At 60.1% G+C, this 19,141-nt stretch carries 22 protein-coding genes; 6 read left to right on the forward strand and 16 right to left on the reverse strand.

Annotated elements, in window-relative coordinates:
* Nucleotides 1-55 precede the first annotated feature (55 nt).
* The 3 genes from glnH to dps form a co-directional block, all read right to left on the reverse strand.
* Nucleotides 56-799, reverse strand: coding sequence for a glutamine ABC transporter substrate-binding protein GlnH (glnH, locus tag AC2CGI_RS08305; RefSeq protein ID WP_004939223.1), 744 nt, complete (start codon nt 797-799; stop codon nt 56-58).
* A gap of 338 nt (nt 800-1,137) precedes the next feature.
* On the reverse strand, nt 1,138-1,404 hold the full coding sequence (locus tag AC2CGI_RS08310; protein WP_015377155.1) for a DksA/TraR family C4-type zinc finger protein: 267 nt from the start codon (nt 1,402-1,404) through the stop codon (nt 1,138-1,140).
* A gap of 140 nt (nt 1,405-1,544) precedes the next feature.
* Nucleotides 1,545-2,048: a DNA starvation/stationary phase protection protein Dps gene (gene dps, locus AC2CGI_RS08315; protein ID WP_004939215.1), complete on the reverse strand. Its 504-nt coding sequence runs from the start codon at nt 2,046-2,048 to the stop codon at nt 1,545-1,547.
* Between the two features lie 356 nt (nt 2,049-2,404).
* On the opposite strand from dps, the gene AC2CGI_RS08320 reads away from it, so the two are divergent.
* Nucleotides 2,405-2,956 (forward strand): P-loop NTPase family protein, encoded by a 552-nt coding sequence (locus AC2CGI_RS08320; RefSeq protein WP_021504264.1) that lies wholly within the window; start codon nt 2,405-2,407, stop codon nt 2,954-2,956.
* Here AC2CGI_RS08320 and nanQ read toward each other — a convergent pair.
* Nucleotides 2,938-3,405 (reverse strand): N-acetylneuraminate anomerase, encoded by a 468-nt coding sequence (gene nanQ / locus AC2CGI_RS08325; protein WP_015377157.1) that lies wholly within the window; start codon nt 3,403-3,405, stop codon nt 2,938-2,940. The two genes, AC2CGI_RS08320 and nanQ, sit on opposite strands and share 19 nt — an antisense overlap.
* A 132-nt stretch (nt 3,406-3,537) precedes the next feature.
* Nucleotides 3,538-4,425, reverse strand: a complete 888-nt coding sequence (rhtA, locus tag AC2CGI_RS08330) for a threonine/homoserine exporter RhtA (protein ID WP_004939202.1) — start codon at nt 4,423-4,425, stop codon at nt 3,538-3,540.
* 400 nt (nt 4,426-4,825) lie between these two features.
* On the opposite strand from rhtA, the gene ompX reads away from it, so the two are divergent.
* A complete protein-coding gene (gene ompX, locus AC2CGI_RS08335) occupies nt 4,826-5,344 on the forward strand; it encodes an outer membrane protein OmpX (protein ID WP_004939201.1) in 519 nt (172 codons plus the stop codon).
* Between the two features lie 90 nt (nt 5,345-5,434).
* On the opposite strand, the gene AC2CGI_RS08340 is transcribed toward ompX, so the two are convergent.
* The gene (locus AC2CGI_RS08340) at nt 5,435-6,415 is read right to left on the reverse strand and encodes a nitrilase family protein (protein ID WP_004939199.1); all 981 of its coding nucleotides are present in this window, start codon (nt 6,413-6,415) and stop codon (nt 5,435-5,437) included.
* A 91-nt stretch (nt 6,416-6,506) separates the two neighbouring features.
* On the opposite strand from AC2CGI_RS08340, the gene AC2CGI_RS08345 reads away from it, so the two are divergent.
* Nucleotides 6,507-7,379 carry a LysR family transcriptional regulator gene (locus tag AC2CGI_RS08345; RefSeq protein ID WP_021504266.1) on the forward strand — a complete coding sequence of 291 codons (873 nt, stop codon included), beginning with the start codon at nt 6,507-6,509 and terminating at the stop codon, nt 7,377-7,379.
* 4 nt (nt 7,380-7,383) lie between these two features.
* Here the strand turns inward: AC2CGI_RS08345 and AC2CGI_RS08350 are convergent, their stop codons facing one another.
* From AC2CGI_RS08350 to ltnD, 6 genes are all read right to left on the reverse strand, one after another.
* Complete coding sequence (locus tag AC2CGI_RS08350) at nt 7,384-7,914, reverse strand: GNAT family N-acetyltransferase (RefSeq protein WP_004939196.1); 531 nt, start codon at nt 7,912-7,914, stop codon at nt 7,384-7,386.
* A gap of 63 nt (nt 7,915-7,977) precedes the next feature.
* Complete coding sequence (locus AC2CGI_RS08355; RefSeq protein ID WP_015377160.1) at nt 7,978-9,348, reverse strand: GntP family transporter; 1,371 nt, start codon at nt 9,346-9,348, stop codon at nt 7,978-7,980.
* 106 nt (nt 9,349-9,454) lie between these two features.
* Nucleotides 9,455-10,231 carry a 2-oxo-tetronate isomerase gene (otnI, locus tag AC2CGI_RS08360; protein ID WP_015377161.1) on the reverse strand — a complete coding sequence of 259 codons (777 nt, stop codon included), beginning with the start codon at nt 10,229-10,231 and terminating at the stop codon, nt 9,455-9,457.
* 3 nt (nt 10,232-10,234) lie between these two features.
* Entirely contained in the window at nt 10,235-10,867 is a 633-nt protein-coding gene (gene otnC, locus AC2CGI_RS08365; RefSeq protein WP_015377162.1) for a 3-oxo-tetronate 4-phosphate decarboxylase, read from the reverse strand.
* Nucleotides 10,864-12,123, reverse strand: a complete 1,260-nt coding sequence (otnK, locus tag AC2CGI_RS08370; protein ID WP_080497819.1) for a 3-oxo-tetronate kinase — start codon at nt 12,121-12,123, stop codon at nt 10,864-10,866. Before otnK ends, otnC begins: the two co-directional genes overlap by 4 nt.
* Entirely contained in the window at nt 12,123-13,037 is a 915-nt protein-coding gene (gene ltnD / locus AC2CGI_RS08375) for an L-threonate dehydrogenase (RefSeq protein ID WP_031299813.1), read from the reverse strand. The genes otnK and ltnD overlap by 1 nt, the downstream gene beginning before the upstream one ends.
* A gap of 283 nt (nt 13,038-13,320) precedes the next feature.
* Here ltnD and ygbI point away from each other — a divergent pair, with 283 nt between their 5' ends.
* Nucleotides 13,321-14,091 carry a DNA-binding transcriptional repressor YgbI gene (ygbI, locus tag AC2CGI_RS08380; protein WP_076740430.1) on the forward strand — a complete coding sequence of 257 codons (771 nt, stop codon included), beginning with the start codon at nt 13,321-13,323 and terminating at the stop codon, nt 14,089-14,091.
* A gap of 155 nt (nt 14,092-14,246) precedes the next feature.
* On the opposite strand, the gene AC2CGI_RS08385 is transcribed toward ygbI, so the two are convergent.
* The 4 genes from AC2CGI_RS08385 to AC2CGI_RS08400 all read right to left on the reverse strand — a co-directional run bounded on the left by AC2CGI_RS08385 (nt 14,247) and on the right by AC2CGI_RS08400 (nt 16,902).
* Nucleotides 14,247-14,774 (reverse strand): hypothetical protein, encoded by a 528-nt coding sequence (locus AC2CGI_RS08385; protein WP_021504270.1) that lies wholly within the window; start codon nt 14,772-14,774, stop codon nt 14,247-14,249.
* 122 nt (nt 14,775-14,896) lie between these two features.
* Nucleotides 14,897-15,664 carry a molybdopterin-dependent oxidoreductase gene (locus tag AC2CGI_RS08390; RefSeq protein ID WP_075685805.1) on the reverse strand — a complete coding sequence of 256 codons (768 nt, stop codon included), beginning with the start codon at nt 15,662-15,664 and terminating at the stop codon, nt 14,897-14,899.
* Nucleotides 15,657-16,262, reverse strand: coding sequence for a cytochrome b/b6 domain-containing protein (locus AC2CGI_RS08395; protein ID WP_015377168.1), 606 nt, complete (start codon nt 16,260-16,262; stop codon nt 15,657-15,659). Before AC2CGI_RS08395 ends, AC2CGI_RS08390 begins: the two co-directional genes overlap by 8 nt.
* Nucleotides 16,263-16,275: 13 nt before the next feature.
* Nucleotides 16,276-16,902, reverse strand: coding sequence for a hypothetical protein (locus tag AC2CGI_RS08400; RefSeq protein ID WP_484593942.1), 627 nt, complete (start codon nt 16,900-16,902; stop codon nt 16,276-16,278).
* 140 nt (nt 16,903-17,042) lie between these two features.
* Here AC2CGI_RS08400 and AC2CGI_RS08405 point away from each other — a divergent pair, with 140 nt between their 5' ends.
* On the forward strand, nt 17,043-17,714 hold the full coding sequence (locus AC2CGI_RS08405) for a heavy metal response regulator transcription factor (RefSeq protein ID WP_015377170.1): 672 nt from the start codon (nt 17,043-17,045) through the stop codon (nt 17,712-17,714).
* A complete protein-coding gene (locus AC2CGI_RS08410; protein WP_076740429.1) occupies nt 17,711-19,129 on the forward strand; it encodes a heavy metal sensor histidine kinase in 1,419 nt (472 codons plus the stop codon). Before AC2CGI_RS08405 ends, AC2CGI_RS08410 begins: the two co-directional genes overlap by 4 nt.
* Nucleotides 19,130-19,141: the final 12 nt, after the last annotated feature.

Consider the following 19,141-nt stretch of genomic DNA (forward strand, 5'->3'; position numbering starts at 1 on the left):
CGCAGGGGGTTAAGCGCCCCCTGTGCTTAAGTTAATCGCTTGCCAAATTCACAGCTTACTTAGGTTCGGTGCCGAACCACTTCTTGTAAATCTCGTTATAGGTGCCGTTCTCGCGCAGCGTTTTCAACGCGCCGTTCACCTTCTCGCGCAGCTCGTCGCTGCCTTTAGGGAAGGCGATGCCATACTGCTGCGCTTCCAGCGAATCGCCGACGGTTTTGAACTTGCCGGCGCCGGCCGTCTTAATGAAGTATAGGATGTTTGGCGTGTCGTGCAGCACCGCGTCGGCGCGCTTGGTGCCCAGTTCCATGTAGGCGTTGTCGATGTTAGGGAACTGACGCAGATCCTTGGTTTTGATGTGCTGCTTGGCGTAATCCACCGAGCCGGTGCCGCTCTTCACCGCCACCACTTTGCCGTTCAGATCGTCGATGCTTTTCACGCTGTTGTTGTCGGCGTTGACCATCACCAGCAGGCCGCTCTTGTAGTAGCCGTCGGAGAAATCGATGGCTTTCTTGCGCTCATCGGTGATGGTGATGCCGGCCAGCGCCAGATCGACGTTTTTGGTCTGCAGCGCCGGAATGATGCCGCCGAAGTCCATTGGTTTCAGGGTGTAGTCCAGCTTCAGCTCTTTGGCGACGGCGGCCCACAGGTCGATGTCGAAGCCGACGTATTTGTCGCCTTGCTTGAACTCAAAAGGAACGAAAGCGGTGTCGGTGGCGACCACCAGTTTGTCTGCTGCGTGGGAACTTACGGCAAAGGCCAGGGAGAGTGCGGCCAGGGAGACTTTAAAAATCGACTTCATGAGAGGAATTCCTGTACAGGTTGCGGATTACCCATTTTTTATATTGCAGTTGGTGCCATGAAAAAATCGTGCCATGTTTTCAACTAATATAAAAACAAAGAGTTACTGCGTGATGTTGTGCCGTGACGGCGAATAGTAATGGTTATGCACCACAATGAGGCACCGAAATGGTGCGTAAGAATTATCTTGGTGCACGGGGCTATCATTAACCAAATTTTGGCTGTGAAACAACCGTTCTTTAACGTTTTTGCTTCAATATTGATAACTAACTCTAACTTTCATGATCCATTGACGGTGCAAGGGTGACTGCGAGAGGGGCAAAAAGGGAGCAGATAATGCTAACGCAACTGGCTGTCTTTGCTGCCGCGCCGGTTGTACAGGCTGGTGGCCGCGTGTTTTTTGTCTTGTTCGGCCTGACAGGCGACGCAAAAACGCACGCCCTTCAGCGCCTTGCGGCGCGCCTCGGGGATCGGTTCTCCGCATTCCTGGCAATAGCGTTCGCTCTCGCCGTGCCCGAGCGCTTCACGCGCGCGCTGCACCGCATCGTCGACGGTGGAATCAATCTGATCTTGTACGGCGCCGTCCGCCGCCCAGCCGCTGGCCATCATCACCTCCTGACAAGGAAACCCTACCGTTTAATATGGGCCGTTTTTTGTACAATGCAACGGTCGCGCAAAAGAAAACAGGCCGGGCAAAGCCCAGCCTGCGCTGCCCGGAACGACGGGCGATCTGCAACGCTTTCGCGTTATTCGATATTGGATTCGATGAACCACAGGAATTTGTCCAGATCGCGCGAGGCGGCGGTGAACATATCGGCGGTGTCTTCGTCTTCCACTTCGGTAATGGCTTTGCGGATGTCATTCGCGACCGCGCCGTAGCGATCGGCCAGCGCTTTCAGGTGCTCTTGCACGCTGTGGATATTGGTCGGGTAGCTTTTCAGCGGCGTGCGATCGTTGACCACCTGTACGGTGCCCAGCGCCACGCCTCCCAGCTGCACCACGCGCTCGGCGAAGGTGTCCTGATGCTCGATGATGGCGGTGCGGAAGCCGTCCAGCATTTCATGCACCGCGATGAAGTTCGCGCCGCGCATGTTCCAGTGCGCCTGTTTGGTGATCAACGAAAGATCGATGAATTGCACGACCTGATGGTTCAGCGCCTTGATGGCGGCCAGTTTAACTTTTTCGTCCAGATCGTTACGGGTATACAGCAGATCAGAAGATTTCGTTTTCACCAGTTTAGCGGTACTCATATCAGATATCCTCTTGATTAGTCGTTGTCCTATTTCGTTACGGGATTAATTATAGCAGGGATGTTTATTTTTGCCGCACGAAAATGGCTATTGCACAAATAGGGGGGGGCTAATGACAATATTTTTATTTGGTTTTTGTCTATTGTGTAATTTTATGAATTTTATTGTTATTTTGTTTTTTTATTATTATTTTTGTCAGTGACAATTTATCCCCGTTATCTTATTTTCTGCGGGCGCGCAGGTTTGGTTAAATATCCACTTTGTTATCGTGGTGTTAATGCCAAGCCTATTCAGATTGATAGGCGTAATTGATACGGCTAAAGTATGGAAATTATCCCAGTCTTTATTGGCGAGTGATGAAAATTAACGTCGTCGGCACCAGCGGCAGCGGTAAAAGCACCCTGGCGCGTCAACTGGCGGAACGTCTTGACGTTCCCTATATCGAGATGGACAGACTCTATTGGCGGCCCGAGTGGCAGGGGACGCCCGATGGCGCGTTTCTGGCGCGGCTTGAGCAGACGCTGGCCGAAGCGGGAGGAGGCTGGGTGCTGGACGGCAACTACAGCCGCACGCAACCGATCAAGTGGCGCGAGGTCGATTATATCCTGTGGCTGGACTACGGTTTCTGCCGCACGCTGTGGCAGGCCGCGCGCCGCGCGTACCGCCGCGCGGCCAGCAAAAGCGAGCTGTGGCCGGGCACCGGCAATCGGGAAAGTTTCCGCCGTTCTTTCTTTAGCCGCGAGTCGATCGTGCTGTGGACGATCCGCACTTACTCGAAGAACCGGCGAAAATACCTGGCGGAGATGGCCCGTACCGATATAGGGGGCCGTTTCAAGCGCTTGCGCTCTCCCCGCCAGGCCGCCGATTTTCTACGGACGCTGCCGCAGGCTCACAGCAGCAGACGGTGATGGATCCTCACCACCGCTTTCTTGATGTGCTGCGGCCGCTGCCACAGGCAGCCGGTCTTATGCGGTTCCATCTGGAAAAAGATCGCGAACATGCCGTGCGTCATGTGAAGGGTTTGCGGGTGGCGTTTGATGTCCAGCAGCAGCAGATCGCTATTTTCTGCATGCGGATGTTCGCGATGCCCGTCGCCCGCCAGGCCGTATTCGATGCGTTCTTCGCCGCTGATCAGCAGATGCAGCGCGATGTACTCCTGATGCATTTCGGCGCGCTTCTCCGCCGCCGGCGCGGTGGTCAGCGTCATCACGTCCATAAAGATGTTGTCGCCGTCGATCGGGTGATGGCCCAGCGCCAGTTCGGGCAGGTCGCATCGGCGCAACTCGGTCAGGGTTGAAACCAGCGCCGGCGCGAGTCCGCGGCCGAAGCGTGGGTTGAACAGGCTGTTGTGAATCACTGTTATTCTCCATGTGAGCGAAAGTCCAAAGAGCCTGCGATACAGGCTAAGGGGAAGTATGCCGATTTGTCACGAGGAAAACAGTTAACCCGCCTGCATTCCGGCGTTGCGGACGGCAGGCGAGTCAGGCGATCAAGAAAGGCTTTCGAGGCGCGGTTTGGGGCGAATGGTCAGGGCGGAACCCATGGAGGCGGCGATAATCGCCGCCAGCGCCAACCATTGCACGCCGCTCAGGTGTTCGCCGAGGAACAGCATGCCGGACAGCGCCGCCATCGCCGGCTCCAGGCTCATTAAGGTGCCGAAAGTGCGCGCCGGAATTTTGGGCAGCGCGATGATCTCCAGCGAATAAGGCAGCGCGGTGGAGAGGATCGCCACCGCCAGCGCCACCGGCAGAATATCGAGGTTGAACAGCACGCTGCCGGTTTGCCAGGCGCCGATCGGGCAGAACACCAGCGCAGCGATCAACGAACCGAGCGCCACCGTGCCGGGGCCGTGATCGCCGCCGGCCTTTTGGCCGAAAATGATATAGACCGCCCAGCAGGCGCCGGCGCCGAGCGCACAGGCGGCGCCGAACGGATCGATCCCGCCTACGCCGTGGCCGAGCGGCAACAGGAACCACAACCCGGCGATCGCCAGCGCCACCCAGAGAAAGTCGATCGGCCGCCGCGACGAGAACATGGCCACCGCCAACGGGCCGGTAAACTCCAGCGCCACGGCGATGCCGAGCGGCACGGTGCGCAGCGAAAGGTAGAACAGGTAGTTCATCGCGCCGAGCGACAGGCCGTAAATCAGCAGTGGCAAGCGGCTGCCGGCGACGATGCGCATACGCCACGGGCGGAAGATAATGAACAGAATCAGGGTGCCGATGAAAAGACGCAGCGTCGTAATGCCTTCCGCGCCCACGATCGGGAACAGGCTTTTGGCCAACGAGGCACCGCTTTGGATAGACACCATGGCGATGATTAACAGACAGATGGGCAGCAGCGCGGAGGGCGCTCTGCCGGAAGTAGATAACGACATCCTTAACGGGCCTTTTTTGCGCCGTTCCTCAGCCTTGAGAAAACGGTCGAAACGGGGATGCGAGCAGTGTAAATGAAATGGCGAAAATCTGTCTGAGAAAAGCGCGCATCGCGGTGAAATCCGCCGATCCTCGGATGAGATGTGGCGGATTTGGTCAAAAAGTGCGCTTTTTCTTAAGAATTATCTGGATATTAAATTGGTGATTTTTGTCACAGAAAGCCGTAGAATACGGCCGAAAATAGAGCGAAAAGAAGCAGATACACTGTTCTTGAAATCTTCTGTTACACGATATAAAGCATTAGACACTCATTTCAAGGCAGAGTTTCACGCTAATTTTTGTTATATTTTCAAAGCATGAACAAATGGATGTACTTAATAATAAAACGCGTTTGAGGTGGTTATGAAAAAAATTGCATGTCTTTCCGCAGTAGCAGCTTGCGTATTAGCAGTTAGCGCAGGTACCGCATTCGCTGGTCAGAGCACCGTATCCGCTGGCTATGCGCAGGGTGATCTCCAAGGCGTTGCTAACAAGGCCAACGGTTTCAACCTGAAATACCGTTACGAGTTCGACAACAACCCACTGGGTGTGATCGGCTCCTTCACCCACCTGGAAAAAAATCGTTCTGAAAGCGGTTTCTACAAGAAATCTCAGTACGATTCCATCACCGCAGGTCCAGCTTACCGCTTCAACGACTGGGCGAGCATCTACGGTGTGATCGGTGTTGGCTACGGCAAAAACATCGACAACGCCCAGGCTGGCGGTAACAAAGGTGGCAACAGCGACTACGGCTTCACCTACGGTGCAGGTCTGCAGTTCAACCCAATCGAAAACGTTGCCCTGGACGTTGGCTACGAGCAGAGCCGCATCCGCAGCGTGGACGTTGGCAGCTGGAACGTTGGCGTAGGCTACCGCTTCTAAGATTTCTTCATGCCTGCGGGCGTGAATGCGCGGCACAGGTTGCCGCGCGGATAAAAAATCCGCCTTCGGGCGGATTTTTTTTATCTGTCATTAGCCGCTGCGCCCCGTCGGCTGCGTCGAAAAGCGCGCGCTGCGGGCATCGCGCTCATAGCCTTGCGGTTCGGTCAGTAAACCGTACAGCTCGGGGCGGCGTCCGTAAATCCAGCGGCGTCCGGTACTGAGCGGGATCAGCGTCAGATCGAGATCGGCACTGACCAGCCGGTCTTCCGCCGCCCAGGTCTCCGCTACGATGCGGCCGTAGGGATCGAGGATCATCGCATTGCCAGTGCGTACCTCATCGTCATCGCGGCCCACGCCGTTGCTGAATAACAAAAACAGCCCGTTGTCATGAGCGCGCGAGGGCAGCCAGCGCATCAGCCAGCCGCGGCCGTGTTCGCCGCGAAAGGCGGCCTCTATCGCCTGCGGATCTTCCGCTCGCCGCTGCCACAGCGCCTGTGGGATCGGCTTCATGCCGTGCGGGCTGCGCGAATGGGTGCCGCCGGTCTGGTGCGGGGCCATCAACACCTCCGCGCCCAGCAGCGCCGTCGCGCGCACATTCTCCACCAGATTGTTGTCCCAACAGATCAATACGCCCACGCGCACGCCCCAGGGAGTGTCGAACACCGTATAGCGATCGCCGCTGGCGATAGCCGGGTGTTCGAAGGCGTGCAGTTTACGGTGCACATGCAGCGCGCCGTCCGGCAGGCATACGGCGTAGGCGTTGTAGCAACGGCCGTCGTCGCCCAGTTCGATCAGCCCGACGCCGATCGCCATATTGTAACGCTCAGCCAGCGGGCGAATGCGCGCCAGCGAAGGGCTGGACGCGATCGGTTCCGCCAGCGCCCGCACTTCGGCGTCGGACAGATGGCGCACGTGCCAATAGCCGGTGATACACATTTCCGGGAAGGCCAGCAGCTGTACCTGCTGCTCGGCCGCCTGAGCGATAAAGCGCTCGATAGTCGACAGGTTGTAATTCTTATCGTTGGCGCGATGCTGGAATTGCACCGTGGCGGCGCGTAATGAGATGGTCATGGTGTCTCTCCGATTAGGGTCTGCGTTGATTACAGCAGGTGGTTTGATTACTGTATAATCAATTAAATTCCCTATTCGATAACCTAATGGAATGGATATAAAACAACTGCGCGCCCTGGTGGCGCTGGCTGAACAGGGCAACTATCGGCAGGCGGCGAGCCGGCTATGCATCAGCCAACCGGCGCTGAGCAAGCAAATTCAGGCGCTGGAAACCCAGCTCGGCGTTCGAGTGTTCGAGCGTGGCCGACAGGGGGCGGTGCTCACCGCCGGCGGGCAGCGGCTCTACCCGGAAGCGCAGGCGCTGGTGGAGCAGTACCAGCAGTTTCAGCGGCGCGCGCGGCGGGTGGCGCTCGGGGAAGCGGGGCGGCTGGCGCTGGGGTTTGGCCTTTCCAGCTTTCATCTGGCGCCGCAGCTGGTGGCAGCCTTTCGCCAACGGTTTCCCGAGGTGGCGATCGGCCTGGAGGACTTGCCGTCGGAACGCCAGTATCAGCTGTTGCTGCAGGGAGAGTTGCAGGCGGGGTTCGTGCGCTTGCCGGTCAATACGCCGCTGTGCGGCGTGGCATTGCTGAGCGATCGGTTGGTGCTGGCCGCGCCGGGCGCGCTGGCGCTGCGCGCCGACGATCTGATGGCGCGTTTCAATCAGCTGCCGCTGTTGCAGTTGACTCCCAAACGCGGGCGCGGGCTCAGCGATCAGTCGCTGCGGTTTATCGCCGCCCACCGGTTGACGCCGAACGTGGTGCAGCAGGCCGGCGATATCCAGACGTTGCTGGCGCTGGTTGCCGCCGGCGTCGGTGTCGCGCTGCTGCCGCACAGCATCACGCATATCGCGCCGGCCGGCATCGACATTTTACCGCTGAGCGGCGAGGAGACGGAGTGGCAGGTCGGTATCGCCTGGGATCCGCAGCGCGCCGATGCGCTGCGGGACAACTTCATTCAGACGGCGTTGGCGGCGCAACGCACTTAGGCATTCAAAGCGGGCAATGCATCACGACGATCGGGCTCTGGTGATACTCGCTGCGGTGGCTTTCGCTAAAGCCGACTTTTTTCGCCAGCGCCAGCGAAGCCTGGTTTTCCGGTGAGATGATGCAGACGGTTTGCTTGCCAGGCAGGTGCGTTTTACCCCAGGCCAGCGCCGCCCGCAGCGCCTCGGTGGCGTAGCCTTTGCCGTGCGCCGAGCTCACCAGCGTCCAGCCCATTTCCGGCGCGTCGAGCGCCGGGGTGATGTCGCGCAGGAAGTTGGAGAAGCCGATGCTGCCGAGATACTCGCCGCTCTGTTTGTCACGCACCGCCCAATACCCGTATCCCAACAGCGCCCAGTGGCCGACGTAGCGCATCAGGCGCCCCCAGGAGTCTTCCCGGTCGCGCGGCGTGCCGCCGATATAGCGCACCACCAGCGGATCGGCCCACAGAGCGGCCAGCGAGTCGAAGTCGTCCAGCGTGTGCGCGTCCAGCCGCAGGCGTTCGGTGATAAGCGTTGGCGCGGTGTTGATTACGGTCATGTTGCTGCTCCTGCACAGGGTGAAAGGCGATGAAAAACAACGGCGTTCAGTATGCCAGAGAAATCACACCGCCAGCCACAACAGCCAGGTGAACAGAAAGCCGCTCAGGCCGAGCAGGGTGGTCAGCACCGTCCAGGTCTTCAGGCCGTCGGCCACCGACAGCCCCAGATAGCGCGTGACGATCCAAAAACCGGAGTCGTTGACGTGGGAAAGCCCCAGCCCGCCAAAACAGGTCGCCAGCGTCACCAGCACCAGCTGCAGCTGATTCAACCCGCTGACCGCTTCCGACAACAGGCCGCCGGTGGTCAGGATCGCCACGGTGGCGGAACCCTGCGAAGCGCGCAGCGCCAGCGAAATGATAAACGCGGCGGGCACCAGCGGCAGGCCGATGGCCGTCAGCACTTCGGCCAGCGCCTTGCCGACGCCGGATTCCACCAGCACCTTGCCGAACACGCCGCCCGCGCCGGTCACCAGGATCACCACCGCGGCGGTTGGCAGCGCGGCGCCCATCACGTCACCGGCGTGTTGCAGGCTCCAGCCGCGGCGCAGCGCCAGGAAGTAGAAGGCCAGCAGCAGGGCTATCATCAGCGCCACCGCTGGCGACCCCAGCAACGACAGCGCATCGCGCAGCGCCGAGCCTGCCGGCAACAGCGTGGCGGAGACGGTGCCGAGCATGATGATGGCGATCGGGATGACGATCAGCGCCGCCACCAGGCCAGCGCCGGGCGGGTTGATGCGATCGCTGAGCGGCGCTCGCCCTTCCGGCCGCGGCTCCGGCGCCGCCAGCTGCAGCTGTTCCAGCACCTCTATCGATAACGGATAGGTTTTGCGGTTGAGGTAGTTGGCGGCGAAATAGCCGATCGCGCCGACCGGAATACAGATCGCGAGGCCGATGATGGTCAGCCAACCGATGTCGGCGTTGAGCAGGCCGGCGGCGGCGACCGGGCCGGGGTGCGGCGGCAGCGCGACGTGTACCGTTAACATCACGCCGGCCATCGGCAGGCCGAACTTCAGCGGCGACACTTTGGCGACCTTGGCGAAGCCGTAAATAATCGGCGCCAGAATGATAAAGCCGACATCGAAGAATACCGGAATGCCGAGGATAAATGCGGCGAGGGTCAGCGCGGCGACGGTATGTTTCGGCCCCAGCCCCTGGCTGAAACGTTGCGCCAGCGACTCGGCGCCGCCCGAGTGTTCGATCATGCGCCCGAGCATCGCCCCCAGACCGATGATGATGGTTACCGAGCCGAGCACGCCGCCCATCCCGGCAGTCATCACTTTCATCACTTCACCGGTCGGAATGCCGCTGGCCAACGCCACCAGCAGACTGACCACCAACAGCGCGACAAAGGGTTGCACCTTCGCCTTAATCACCATCAATAACAGCAGCACCACGCCGAGTACGGCAATCAGCAACAGCAGAGAGGTAGACATGAAAAAAGCCTTTCGTTGGGTAAGCGTTGGGCACCGCGATCGCCGCGTGGCGATACGGGTGCGTTTCATTGTTATAAAATCGTTTTCCTGGTGTCGGCGTGCGACGTTAGCGGTAAGGCTTCAGCCAGCCGAGCCCGGCGGCGGTGTCGCCGCGCGGCCGATATTCGCAACCGATCCAGCCCTGATAGCCGAGCGCATCCAGCCTGTCGAACAGCCATGGGTAATTCAGTTCGCCCTCGTCCGGTTCGTGACGATCCGGCACTGAGGCTATCTGGATATGCGCGTAGCGCCCGGCCAGCGTCTCCAGCAGCCCGCTGATATTGCCGTCCACTAACTGCGCGTGGAAAAAGTCGAACTGAATGAACACGTTCGGTCTCTCGATCGCCGTCACCACCTCCGCCGCCTGATGTTGACTGGCGAACAGGTAGTCGGGCTTGACCGGTGGGCTGAGCGCTTCGATCAGCACCTTGACGCCGTGCGGGGCGAAGGCGTCGGCGGCATAGCGCGCATTGGCGATAAAGGTGTCGAGATAACGTTGCCGATCCGCGCCCGCGGGCACCACGCCGGCCATCAGGTGCACGCAGGGACAGGAAAGGGCGATGGCGTAGGCCAGCGCGCGATCGATATCAGCGCGCGCATCTTGCTCGCGGCCCGGCAGCGCCGCCAGCCCCCATTCGCCGGCGGCGACATCGCCGGGCGCGGTATTGAACAGCACCTGTTGCAGGCCGTGTTCGCGCAGCTTTTCGGCCAACAGCTCGGCGGGATGCTCGTAAGGGAACAGGAATTCCACCGCGTTGAAGCCTTGTTCGGCAGCGGCAGCGAAGCGCTCTAGGAACGGCACTTCGTTAAACATCATCGATAAATTGGCGGCAAATTTAGGCATGGGTCAGCTCCGTAATTCGGCAATTTCATCATCGGTCAAATAGCGGATAGGACGATCGCCGAGGGTGAAGATCAGCCGCGCCGCATCTTCCATCTCTTCGGTATTGTCCGCCGCCGCTCGCAGGTCTTTACCGGTCACCACCGGCCCGTGGTTGGCCAGTAAAAAGGCGCGGTGGGCCGGCGCCAGGCGCGCCAGATCCTGCGCCAGCCTTTCGTCGCCAGGGCGATAGTAGGGCACCACCGGCACCTTGCCGACGCGCATCACCACATAGGGGGTGAACGGTTTGATGGCGTTGTCGACGTCCAGCCCTTGCAGGCAAGAGAGCGCCGTGAGGTAGGTGCAATGCAGGTGCACCACTGCTTTGCATTCCGGATTGTTCAGATACAGCGCTCGGTGAAAGCTGATCTCTTTCGACGGCTTGTCGCCGGACAGCCAATCGCCGTTCAGGCTCACTTTAGACAGGCGATCGGCCTGCAGCTCGCCCAGGCAAGAGCCGGTCGGCGTCGCCAGCAGCGCCCCGTCCGGCAGCAACAGCGAGAGGTTGCCGGCGGAACCGGTGGCGTAGCCGCGTTGGAAAAATGAGGCGCCGAGGCGCACCATCTCTTCACGCGCTTGCTGTTCGGTCGTCATGCTCATACTGGAAACTCCGTTTGCGCGCGTGAGAAGAAGGCTTCATCGCCAAAATTGCCTGATTTCAGCGCCAGGGAAATCGCCCGATCGCTGGCGCGCACCCAGGGAACGCCGGGGGAAATGCCGGGGCCGATATGGAAGCCGCGAATGCCCAGCGCCTGCGTGACCACGCCGGAGGTTTCTCCGCCGGCGACGATAAAGCGGCTGAATCCCAACTGGCGCAGTTGCACCACCAATTCGGCGAACAGCGCTTCCACCGCTTCGCTGGCGGCGGCGCCGTGCTGCCGTTGCGTTTGCTGCAGCGCTTCCGGTGGCGCAGTGGCGTAGATCAGCGGGGCAAGCGCTTCCCCGGCGTGATGCTGCGCCCAGTGCGCCAACTCGGCGGCGTAGGCGGCGCGTGCCTGTGGTTCGAGGCAACGGCTGATATCGATGGCCTGCGCCGAAGCGCGCTCGCGGTAGTGCGCCACCTGCCGGTTAGTCATCACAGAACACGAGCCCGACAGCACTGCTGCCTTTTCCCCCTGCGGCGCGCCGGCTGCCTCAGCCGCACGATCGCCGCTTTGCGCCCATTGCCGCGCCAGGCCGATCGCCAGGCCCGAACCGCCGGTCACCAGCTTCATCGTTTTCAACGCTTCACCCTGGATGAGCAGATGCCGCTCGTTGAGCGTATCCAGTACCGCGTAGCGCACGCCTTCCTGCGCCAGTTGGCGCAGCTTCTCGCTGACCGCCTCGGCGCCGCGATCCAGTTCCGCCGCCGTCACCAGCCCGCAGCGCCCGGCGGCCTGGGATTCCATCAGGCGCAGCAGGTTGCTGTCGATCATCGGCGTGACCGGATGATGACGCATGCCGGACTCAGACAGCAGCTGCTCCCCGACGAACAGGTAGCCCTGATAGACCGTGCGGCCGTTTACCGGCAGCGCCGGTGAGACAACCGTGAAATTTTCCCCCAGCGCGGTGAGCAGGGCGTCGGTCACCGGGCCGATATTGCCCTGTGCGGTGCTGTCGAAAGTGGAGCAGTATTTGAAGTAGAACTGGCGGCAGCCCTGTTTTTGCAACCAGGCCAGCGCCTGCAACGACAGTTCGACCGCCTGTTCTGCCGGGCAGGAACGCGATTTCAGGCTGATGACCGCCGCCTGTGCGTTTACCTGCGTTTCGTCCTGCGGCACGCCGTTCAGCTGCACCGTCGGCAGGCCGTTTTGCACCAGAAAACTGGCGATGTCGGTCGCGCCGGTAAAGTCATCCGCGATTACGCCAAGCAGCATCAGAGCGCCTCCTTTTTTTGCGGCAGATCGATGCCGGCAAAGATTTTGATTACCGCACTGTCGTCTTCTTTACCGTAACCGGCGTTGCTGGCGGCGGTAAACATGGTGAAAGCGGTGGAGGCCAGCGGCAGCGGGAAGTGCAGCGCCCTGGCGGTATCCGCCACCAGCCCCAGATCCTTGACGAAGATATCCACCGCCGATTTGGGCGTATAGTCGCCGTCGACCACGTGGCGCATGCGATTTTCGAACATCCAGGAGTTGCCGGCGGCGTGGGTGACCACGTCGTACATCACGTCCAGCGGGATGCCGGCGCGGGCGGCCAGCGCCATGGCTTCCGCTCCGGCGGCGATGTGCACGCCGGCCAACAGCTGGTGGATGATTTTTACCGTCGCGCCCAGACCGATGGTCTCGCCGATGCGGTAAACCTTGCCGGCGATGGCGTTCAGCACGGGTTGCAGACGCTCGAAGGTGGCGTCGGCGCCGGCGGCCATCACCGTCATCTGGCCTTCCTCCGCCTTGGCCGCCCCGCCGGAAACCGGCGCGTCCAGCATCGCCAGGCCGTAGTCCAGCAGCCGTTGCTCGATCTGTTTGGCGTCATCGGCGGAAATGGTCGAAGACACCATCACCGCCGTGCCCGGCTTGAGCTGTGGCGCCAGGCCTTGCTCGCCGAACAGGATTTGCTTCACCTGCGCGGCGTTCACCACCAGCAGCAGCACGGCGTCCAGCTCGGCGGCGAAGTCGCGCGCGCTGGTAGACGCTTGTTGCGCGCCGGCCTGTTGCAGCGCCGCCAGCGCCTGCGGATTGAGATCGGCGCCGTAGGTGGTCAATCCGGCGCGGAGGCATGAACGCGCGGCGCCCATGCCCATCGCCCCCAGCCCGATGACGCAAACGGCATAATTCCCTGGGTGTGTCATACTGCACTCCTGTTAATTTTAGTGATAATTTGTTTTGTTGTGTTAAATGTAAGCGCTTGTCGGCCGATTATCCGCGATCGTTATCACAATAATTAACAATGTGTGAAACGGATTTTTCGTCTGATTTCTGGCCTGAATCAACATTACTATTATGTTTTTAAATAAGTTTATGTTTACCTGGCCTAACTGCGTGCGCCGTCACGCCGCGAAAATTTAGGGCTATCGGCGAACGAAAATTGACGTAAAATCACAATTATTATCACCGCAGCAACGAGAGGGAACCGTGATACCTGTAGAACGCCATCAACAAATTCTTGCGCTGGTATCCGAACGCGGCGTCGTCAGCATTGCCGAGCTGACCGAACGGCTGGGGGTGTCGCACATGACGATCCGCCGTGATTTGCAAAAACTGGAGGAACAGGGCGCGGTGCAGTCGGTCTCGGGCGGCGTACAGGCGCCCGAGCGGGTGGCGAGCGAACCTTCGCACCAGGCCAAAGAGGGGATGTTCAGCCGGCAGAAAATCGCCATTGGCCGGCTGGCGGCGCGACAAATTCCCGCCAACAGCTGTATCTATCTGGATGCTGGCACCACCACGCTGGCGCTGGCGAAACAGATCGGTGAACGTGACGATTTGACGGTGGTGACCAACGACTTTGTCATCGCCGGCTTCCTGATCGAACACAGCCAGTGCCGAATCATCCACACCGGCGGCACCGTGTGCCGGGAAAACCGCTCCTGCGTCGGCGAAGCGGCGGCGCAGGCGCTGCGCGGTCTGTTTATCGATCTGGCGTTCATCTCCGCCTCTTCGTGGAGCATGCGCGGCCTGTCGACGCCGAACGAAGACAAGGTGATGGTGAAGAAGGCCATCGTCGAGGCCAGCCGCCGCCGCATTCTGCTCAGCGATACGTCCAAATACGGCAAAGTCGCCACCTATCTGGCGCTGCCGATCGCCGCCTTTGACGCCATCATTACCGATGAGGGGTTGCCCGCCGCCGCGCGGGAGGCCATTGAGCAAGCGGGGATTGCTTTGCTGACGGCGGAAGAAGAAGAATAAGAATAAGAACGAACCTGCATTAGGATGACAGTTCGGTATCGATACCAAGTGCGGGCGGTTCACTGGCTTCAACGCCGCCGCGTTCACGCCATTCGCGGCGCCTTTGTTCCCACCACTCTTCGTGGAAAGCTTGCATCTCTTTCAGGCGCTGTTCCTTAACGTGCTGCTGGTAAGTGTGGGATGCTATGGGGGTTACGCGGGATTTCGATGACATAGAGGCCGTCCTTTATAAACTCTATTTTGTATAAATAATGCCCTTTGTGGGCGTATTTTTTCAACAATAAATCATAAATTTTAGCTAATGCTGGCCTTAACGGTGCGCTTAAGATGAGCCTGGCATGATACTGATAGGCAAACTTGAGAAGGGTTTCCCCGATGCCAACTACGAATAAGCGTTCGCGTTGGAAAAGGGTATAACGCATTGCGGTATAGGTATCGAAAGCTGAGCGCCGATGCCTGTTTGCGTCGCTCAACGCCTTAACATCATAAAACTCCAGAGAGAAAGCATTATTGAGGAGAGCAGTGTCCACATACACTGGGGCAAACCAATGGTGCATGTTTTGCCCAATTTTCTTGAAATCCAAATGATAGATGGCCGTTTTACCATCATCTTTACTTACTGCAATCTGATACCTGTATGTGTCTGCTACCCCTGTGTGTGACTCCCTCACATCAATCTCCATGATAAAATCCTTTTTACTATTATTTTTCCTATAGTTATCCCCTTTGTGACAAACAGATTATTAACCGCGACGGAGAGGCTCCTCCAGCCGCCGATGAAGGTTGTGCGCAGCGCCGCGCAAAACTAAATGCCGCTGAACCAGTTGTAGCCCTGATCTTCCCAATACCCGCCCGGATTGACGTCGCTGACGAAGATGGCGGCGATATGTTTGGCGTTTTTGAACCCCAGCTTGGTCGGCACGCGCAGCCGCAGCGGATAGCCGTAGTCTGCCGGCAGCGCCTTGCCGCCGAAATCCAGCGCCAGGATGGTCTGCGGGTGCAGCGCGGTGGCCATATCGAGGCTGGCGTAGTAGCGATCGGCGCATTTGAAGCCGACGTAACCGGCATTCAGATCCGCGCCGACGTGCTGCAGAAAGGTGCGCAGCGGCACGCCTCCCCATTGGCCAATGGCGCTCCAGCCCTCAATGCAGATCAGGCGCGTGATCTGGCTTTGCTGCGGCAGCCGCTGCAGCTTTTCCAGCGTCCAGGGCGCTTTTTTCTCCACTTTCCCCGCGACCTCAAGCCGATAGCCGGCGAGATCGATCTCGGGGACGTTGTATTCCGGGTAAAATGCGTTAAAGGGGAAAGGGTGGGTGATCTGGTCCGGCCGGTAAGTTTGCGCCAACCGCTGGCCGCTGAACAGCCAGGCCTGCACCCGGTCGTTCCAGCGCGACATGGCCCACAGCACCTTATCCACCCGATCGCCGTCTTGCAGGTTGCAACCGGTCAGCATGGCGATGCCGCCCAGCGTCAGCCCGGAGCGCAACATCAGCCGGCGCTGCAGATTGACCAGCTGCTTTTTTTGGTCCGGTTCCAGCGTCGGCGCGGTTGCCCGCTGTTTTTTCTCATTCATGTTTGCCACCCGTTATCATCGCCCACAGGGTTTTGGGCACGACAGCCACCATAAAGACGTGGATCACCACAAACAGGCCGATGCCGGCCATGGCGAAGAAATGCACGTAGCGCGCGAAGTCGAAGCCGCCAAACAGCGCGACCAATCCCTGCAGCTGAACCGGTTTCCAAATCGCCAGGCCGGACAGCACCAGTAATAGCCCCAGCGCCAGTACGCCGAGGTACATCAGTTTCTGAATGGCGTTATAGTGGCCATGCCGGTGGCGCAGGCGCAGCGTCATAGCCAGCCAGATATCCTGCCGCAGCGCGTCGGCGCGAAGCGGCAACAGATCGCGGCGAAAATGACCGCTGAACAGGCTCCACAGCAGATAGCAGACGGCGTTGAGCGCCAATAGCCACATCACCGCCAAATGCCAACCAATCGCGCCGCCCAGCCAACCGCCCAGCGTCATCTGCGGCGGAAAGCGAAAATCGAACAGCGGCGAGGCGTTGTAGATTTCCCAACCGCTCATGAACATGCACACCATGGCGAACAGGTTGATCCAATGAGTGATGCGAACCGGCCAGCGATGCACCGGCGGCGACGCGTTGGTCTTCATGGCATTCCTCCGGTTACATCGGCGGCACGGTGCCGTCTTTGCCGGCGGAAATGCGGGTGGCGACGCGCTCGCCCTTTTCGTTGGCGGCGGAGAACAGCACGATGTGCACGCCCGGTTTCAGCAGGTTCAGATCGCCCGGATCCAGCGTCACGATCGGCACGTCTTCCGGCACGACGACGGTTTTCTGCTGGTTGCCGTAGGTGACGGTCAGGATGCGGCCGTTGGATTTCACCAGTTTGCCGACGGTGCCGTTGGTCATGGTGTCCACTTTGCCGTCGGCGGATTCCCAGGCCGAGTGCCCTTCGCCGGTGCCGCGCAGGCTGGCGGCGAACACATGCACCTCCAACGCCTTGAGCGTGCCGTCCGGCTGCGGCACGGCGGCGGTGCCGATGAAGCTGTCCGGTTTGATATCGTCCAGCGTGGCTTTGGAAACGCTGAGCACTTTGGTCTGATCGTTCAGCTTGACGCTGAGGGTCTCGCCCTTGCGATCGGTCAGCTGCAAATTGCCGTCGGCAACCTGGCTGATGGTGCCGCGCAGCGGCGCAATCACCTTGCCCGGCGGTTGGGCGGCGGCGGCCAAGCCGCTGGACAGCAGCAAGGTGGATAACAGTAAACCGGCTATACGATGACGGGTAATCATAACGTTCTCCTGAAATGAGTTTGCCGGTTAAGCATGGTTGAGCCATTGGGTCAGCGCCATGGCCGTTTGATGACATTAATGTCATCAAGTTTGTCCGCCGAAGCTGCTAGTATTTTTGCAGACGTAACGAGGTGGCGAGCATGCGAATACTGGTAGTTGAAGACGATATCGGCACAGGGGATTACCTGAAGAAAGGGCTGGGGGAAGCGGGCTACGGCGTCGATTTGGCGCGCACCGGCACCGACGGGCTGTTTCGCGCGTTGGAGCAGGACTACGATGCGATCGTGCTCGACGTGATGCTGCCGGGGCTGGACGGCTGGCAGATCATCGAGGTGTTGCGCAAGAAAAGCGACGTGCCGATCCTGTTTCTCACCGCCCGCGACGGCGTACAGGATCGCATCCACGGTCTGGAGCTGGGCGCGGACGACTATCTTATCAAACCCTTTTCCTTTACCGAGCTGGTGCTGCGTTTGCGCACCTTGCTGCGCCGCGGGCCGGCGCGCGAAGCCGATCATTACGCCATCGCCGATCTGCAGTTGGACGTGCTGCGCCGCCGGGCGGTGCGCCAGGATCAGGTGATCCCGTTGACCAACAAGGAGTTCATGCTGCTGCATCTGCTGGTGCGGCGCGAAGGCGAAGTGCTGTCGCGCACGCAGATCGCCTCCCAGGTGTGGGACATGAATTTCGACAGCGACACTAATGTGGTTGATGTGGCGATCAAACGCCTGCGCGCCAAAATCGACCGGCCGTTCGACGTCAAGCTGATCCACAGCGTGCGCGGCATCGGCTATGTTTGCGAGCCGCGCCCGTGAACGCCCGCGCTTCACGTCGGCCGGTGTCGCTGACGCTGCGCACCGCCATGCTGTTCGCGCTGGTGGCCGCCTGCGTGGTGAGCGGGGCGGGCTGGTATCTGTTCGGCGCCATGCGTCAGGAAATGACGCTCCGCAGCGATCTGCAGGTGACCGGGCGCGTAGAGTATTTCCGCCATTTATTGGGGCAGCGCTTTCCTTTGGCGCGCCTGACGGCTAATAACGGCCTGTTCGAAAATATGCTGGGCAATGAACAGGATGTGTTGATTTTCCAAATGCTGGGGCAAAAACCGCTCATCAATGTGAATCCGGCCAGGGTGGCCCTGCCGCCGATCGCGCCGACGCCGCCCGAACAGGCGCAGACGCTGGCCGCCGTGCGCGGCGGGGAAACGGCGCAGGGGGTGCCGCTGCGCGCGGCGTCGGCAATGGTGCGCCTGGAAGACGGCAGTTTGCTGCAGATTTCCGCCGCGCACGTGATGGTCAACGAACAGAAAATGCTGGCGCGTTACCTGTGGCGCATTGTCGCGGCGGTCATTGTGGCTTTCCTGCTGATTGCGCTGCTGGGCTATGGGGTCATGCGCCGGGGATTGAAGCCGCTATGGCGCATGGCGGCGCAGGCGTCGCAGATCGCGCCCAATACATTGTCGACGCGCCTCAGCGAACAGGGGGCGCCGAAGGAATTGCAGCAGCTGACCCGTTCGTTCAATGCGATGCTCGATCGGTTGAATGAAGGCTATCAGCGGCTGACGCAGTTTTCCGCCGATCTGGCCCATGAGATCCGCACCCCGGTGGGCGCGTTGATGGGCCAGTGTCAGGTGGCGTTGTATCAGCCCCGCAGCGTGGAGGAGTACGAAACCCTACTGTCGAACAATATGGATGAGCTGGAGCGTATTTCGCGCATGGTGGAAAACATCTTGTTTCTGGCGCGCGCCGGTGAGGCGCAGTCCGCGCTGAACTACAGTCGTCTGGATGTGGCGGCCGAGCTGCGGCGGGTGGCGGATTACTTCGAAGGGCTGGCGGAAGAACGCGGCATCGCGCTGAGCTGCGAAGGGGAAGGCGAGCTGAAGGCGGACGCGATGTTGTTCCAGCGGGCGCTGAGCAATCTGGTGGCCAACGCGGTGCGCTATGCCGATGAAAACAGCCTGATCGTATTGCGGGCTGAACGGCGCGCCGATGCCTGGTGGGTGCAGGTCATCAATCAGGGGCCGCCGATCGCGCCGGCACAGCTGGAAAAACTGTTCGATCGTTTCTACCGCGCCGATCCCGCGCGCAGCGCCGGCAGCCATGCCAGCGGTCTCGGGCTGTCTATCGTACGCGCCATCATGACGCTGCACGGCGGTGAGGCGCGCGCCGAATGTACCGGGCGCGCGTCTGCCGCCAGCCTCATTTTCAGCCTGCGGTTCCCGTTAGCGCAATAACCGTTAAGCCGG

It is taken from the genome of Serratia sp. LSHTC3 (genome assembly GCF_057197125.1).

Excerpts from the sequence above, each read along its gene's own strand:
- glnH (WP_004939223.1), bottom strand. The coding sequence starts at position 799 with ATGAAGTCGATTTTTAAAGTCTCCCTGGCCGCACTCTCCCTGGCCTTT.
- AC2CGI_RS08310 (WP_015377155.1), bottom strand. The coding sequence starts at position 1,404 with ATGGCCAGCGGCTGGGCGGCGGACGGCGCCGTACAAGATCAGATTGAT.
- dps (WP_004939215.1), bottom strand. The coding sequence starts at position 2,048 with ATGAGTACCGCTAAACTGGTGAAAACGAAATCTTCTGATCTGCTGTAT.
- AC2CGI_RS08320 (WP_021504264.1), top strand. The coding sequence starts at position 2,405 with ATGAAAATTAACGTCGTCGGCACCAGCGGCAGCGGTAAAAGCACCCTG.
- rhtA (WP_004939202.1), bottom strand. The coding sequence starts at position 4,425 with ATGTCGTTATCTACTTCCGGCAGAGCGCCCTCCGCGCTGCTGCCCATC.
- ompX (WP_004939201.1), top strand. The coding sequence starts at position 4,826 with ATGAAAAAAATTGCATGTCTTTCCGCAGTAGCAGCTTGCGTATTAGCA.
- AC2CGI_RS08340 (WP_004939199.1), bottom strand. The coding sequence starts at position 6,415 with ATGACCATCTCATTACGCGCCGCCACGGTGCAATTCCAGCATCGCGCC.
- AC2CGI_RS08345 (WP_021504266.1), top strand. The coding sequence starts at position 6,507 with ATGGATATAAAACAACTGCGCGCCCTGGTGGCGCTGGCTGAACAGGGC.
- AC2CGI_RS08350 (WP_004939196.1), bottom strand. The coding sequence starts at position 7,914 with ATGACCGTAATCAACACCGCGCCAACGCTTATCACCGAACGCCTGCGG.
- AC2CGI_RS08355 (WP_015377160.1), bottom strand. The coding sequence starts at position 9,348 with ATGTCTACCTCTCTGCTGTTGCTGATTGCCGTACTCGGCGTGGTGCTG.
- otnI (WP_015377161.1), bottom strand. The coding sequence starts at position 10,231 with ATGCCTAAATTTGCCGCCAATTTATCGATGATGTTTAACGAAGTGCCG.
- otnC (WP_015377162.1), bottom strand. The coding sequence starts at position 10,867 with ATGAGCATGACGACCGAACAGCAAGCGCGTGAAGAGATGGTGCGCCTC.
- otnK (WP_080497819.1), bottom strand. The coding sequence starts at position 12,123 with ATGCTGCTTGGCGTAATCGCGGATGACTTTACCGGCGCGACCGACATC.
- ltnD (WP_031299813.1), bottom strand. The coding sequence starts at position 13,037 with ATGACACACCCAGGGAATTATGCCGTTTGCGTCATCGGGCTGGGGGCG.
- AC2CGI_RS08385 (WP_021504270.1), bottom strand. The coding sequence starts at position 14,774 with ATGGAGATTGATGTGAGGGAGTCACACACAGGGGTAGCAGACACATAC.
- AC2CGI_RS08390 (WP_075685805.1), bottom strand. The coding sequence starts at position 15,664 with ATGAATGAGAAAAAACAGCGGGCAACCGCGCCGACGCTGGAACCGGAC.
- AC2CGI_RS08395 (WP_015377168.1), bottom strand. The coding sequence starts at position 16,262 with ATGAAGACCAACGCGTCGCCGCCGGTGCATCGCTGGCCGGTTCGCATC.
- AC2CGI_RS08400 (WP_484593942.1), bottom strand. The coding sequence starts at position 16,902 with ATGATTACCCGTCATCGTATAGCCGGTTTACTGTTATCCACCTTGCTG.
- AC2CGI_RS08405 (WP_015377170.1), top strand. The coding sequence starts at position 17,043 with ATGCGAATACTGGTAGTTGAAGACGATATCGGCACAGGGGATTACCTG.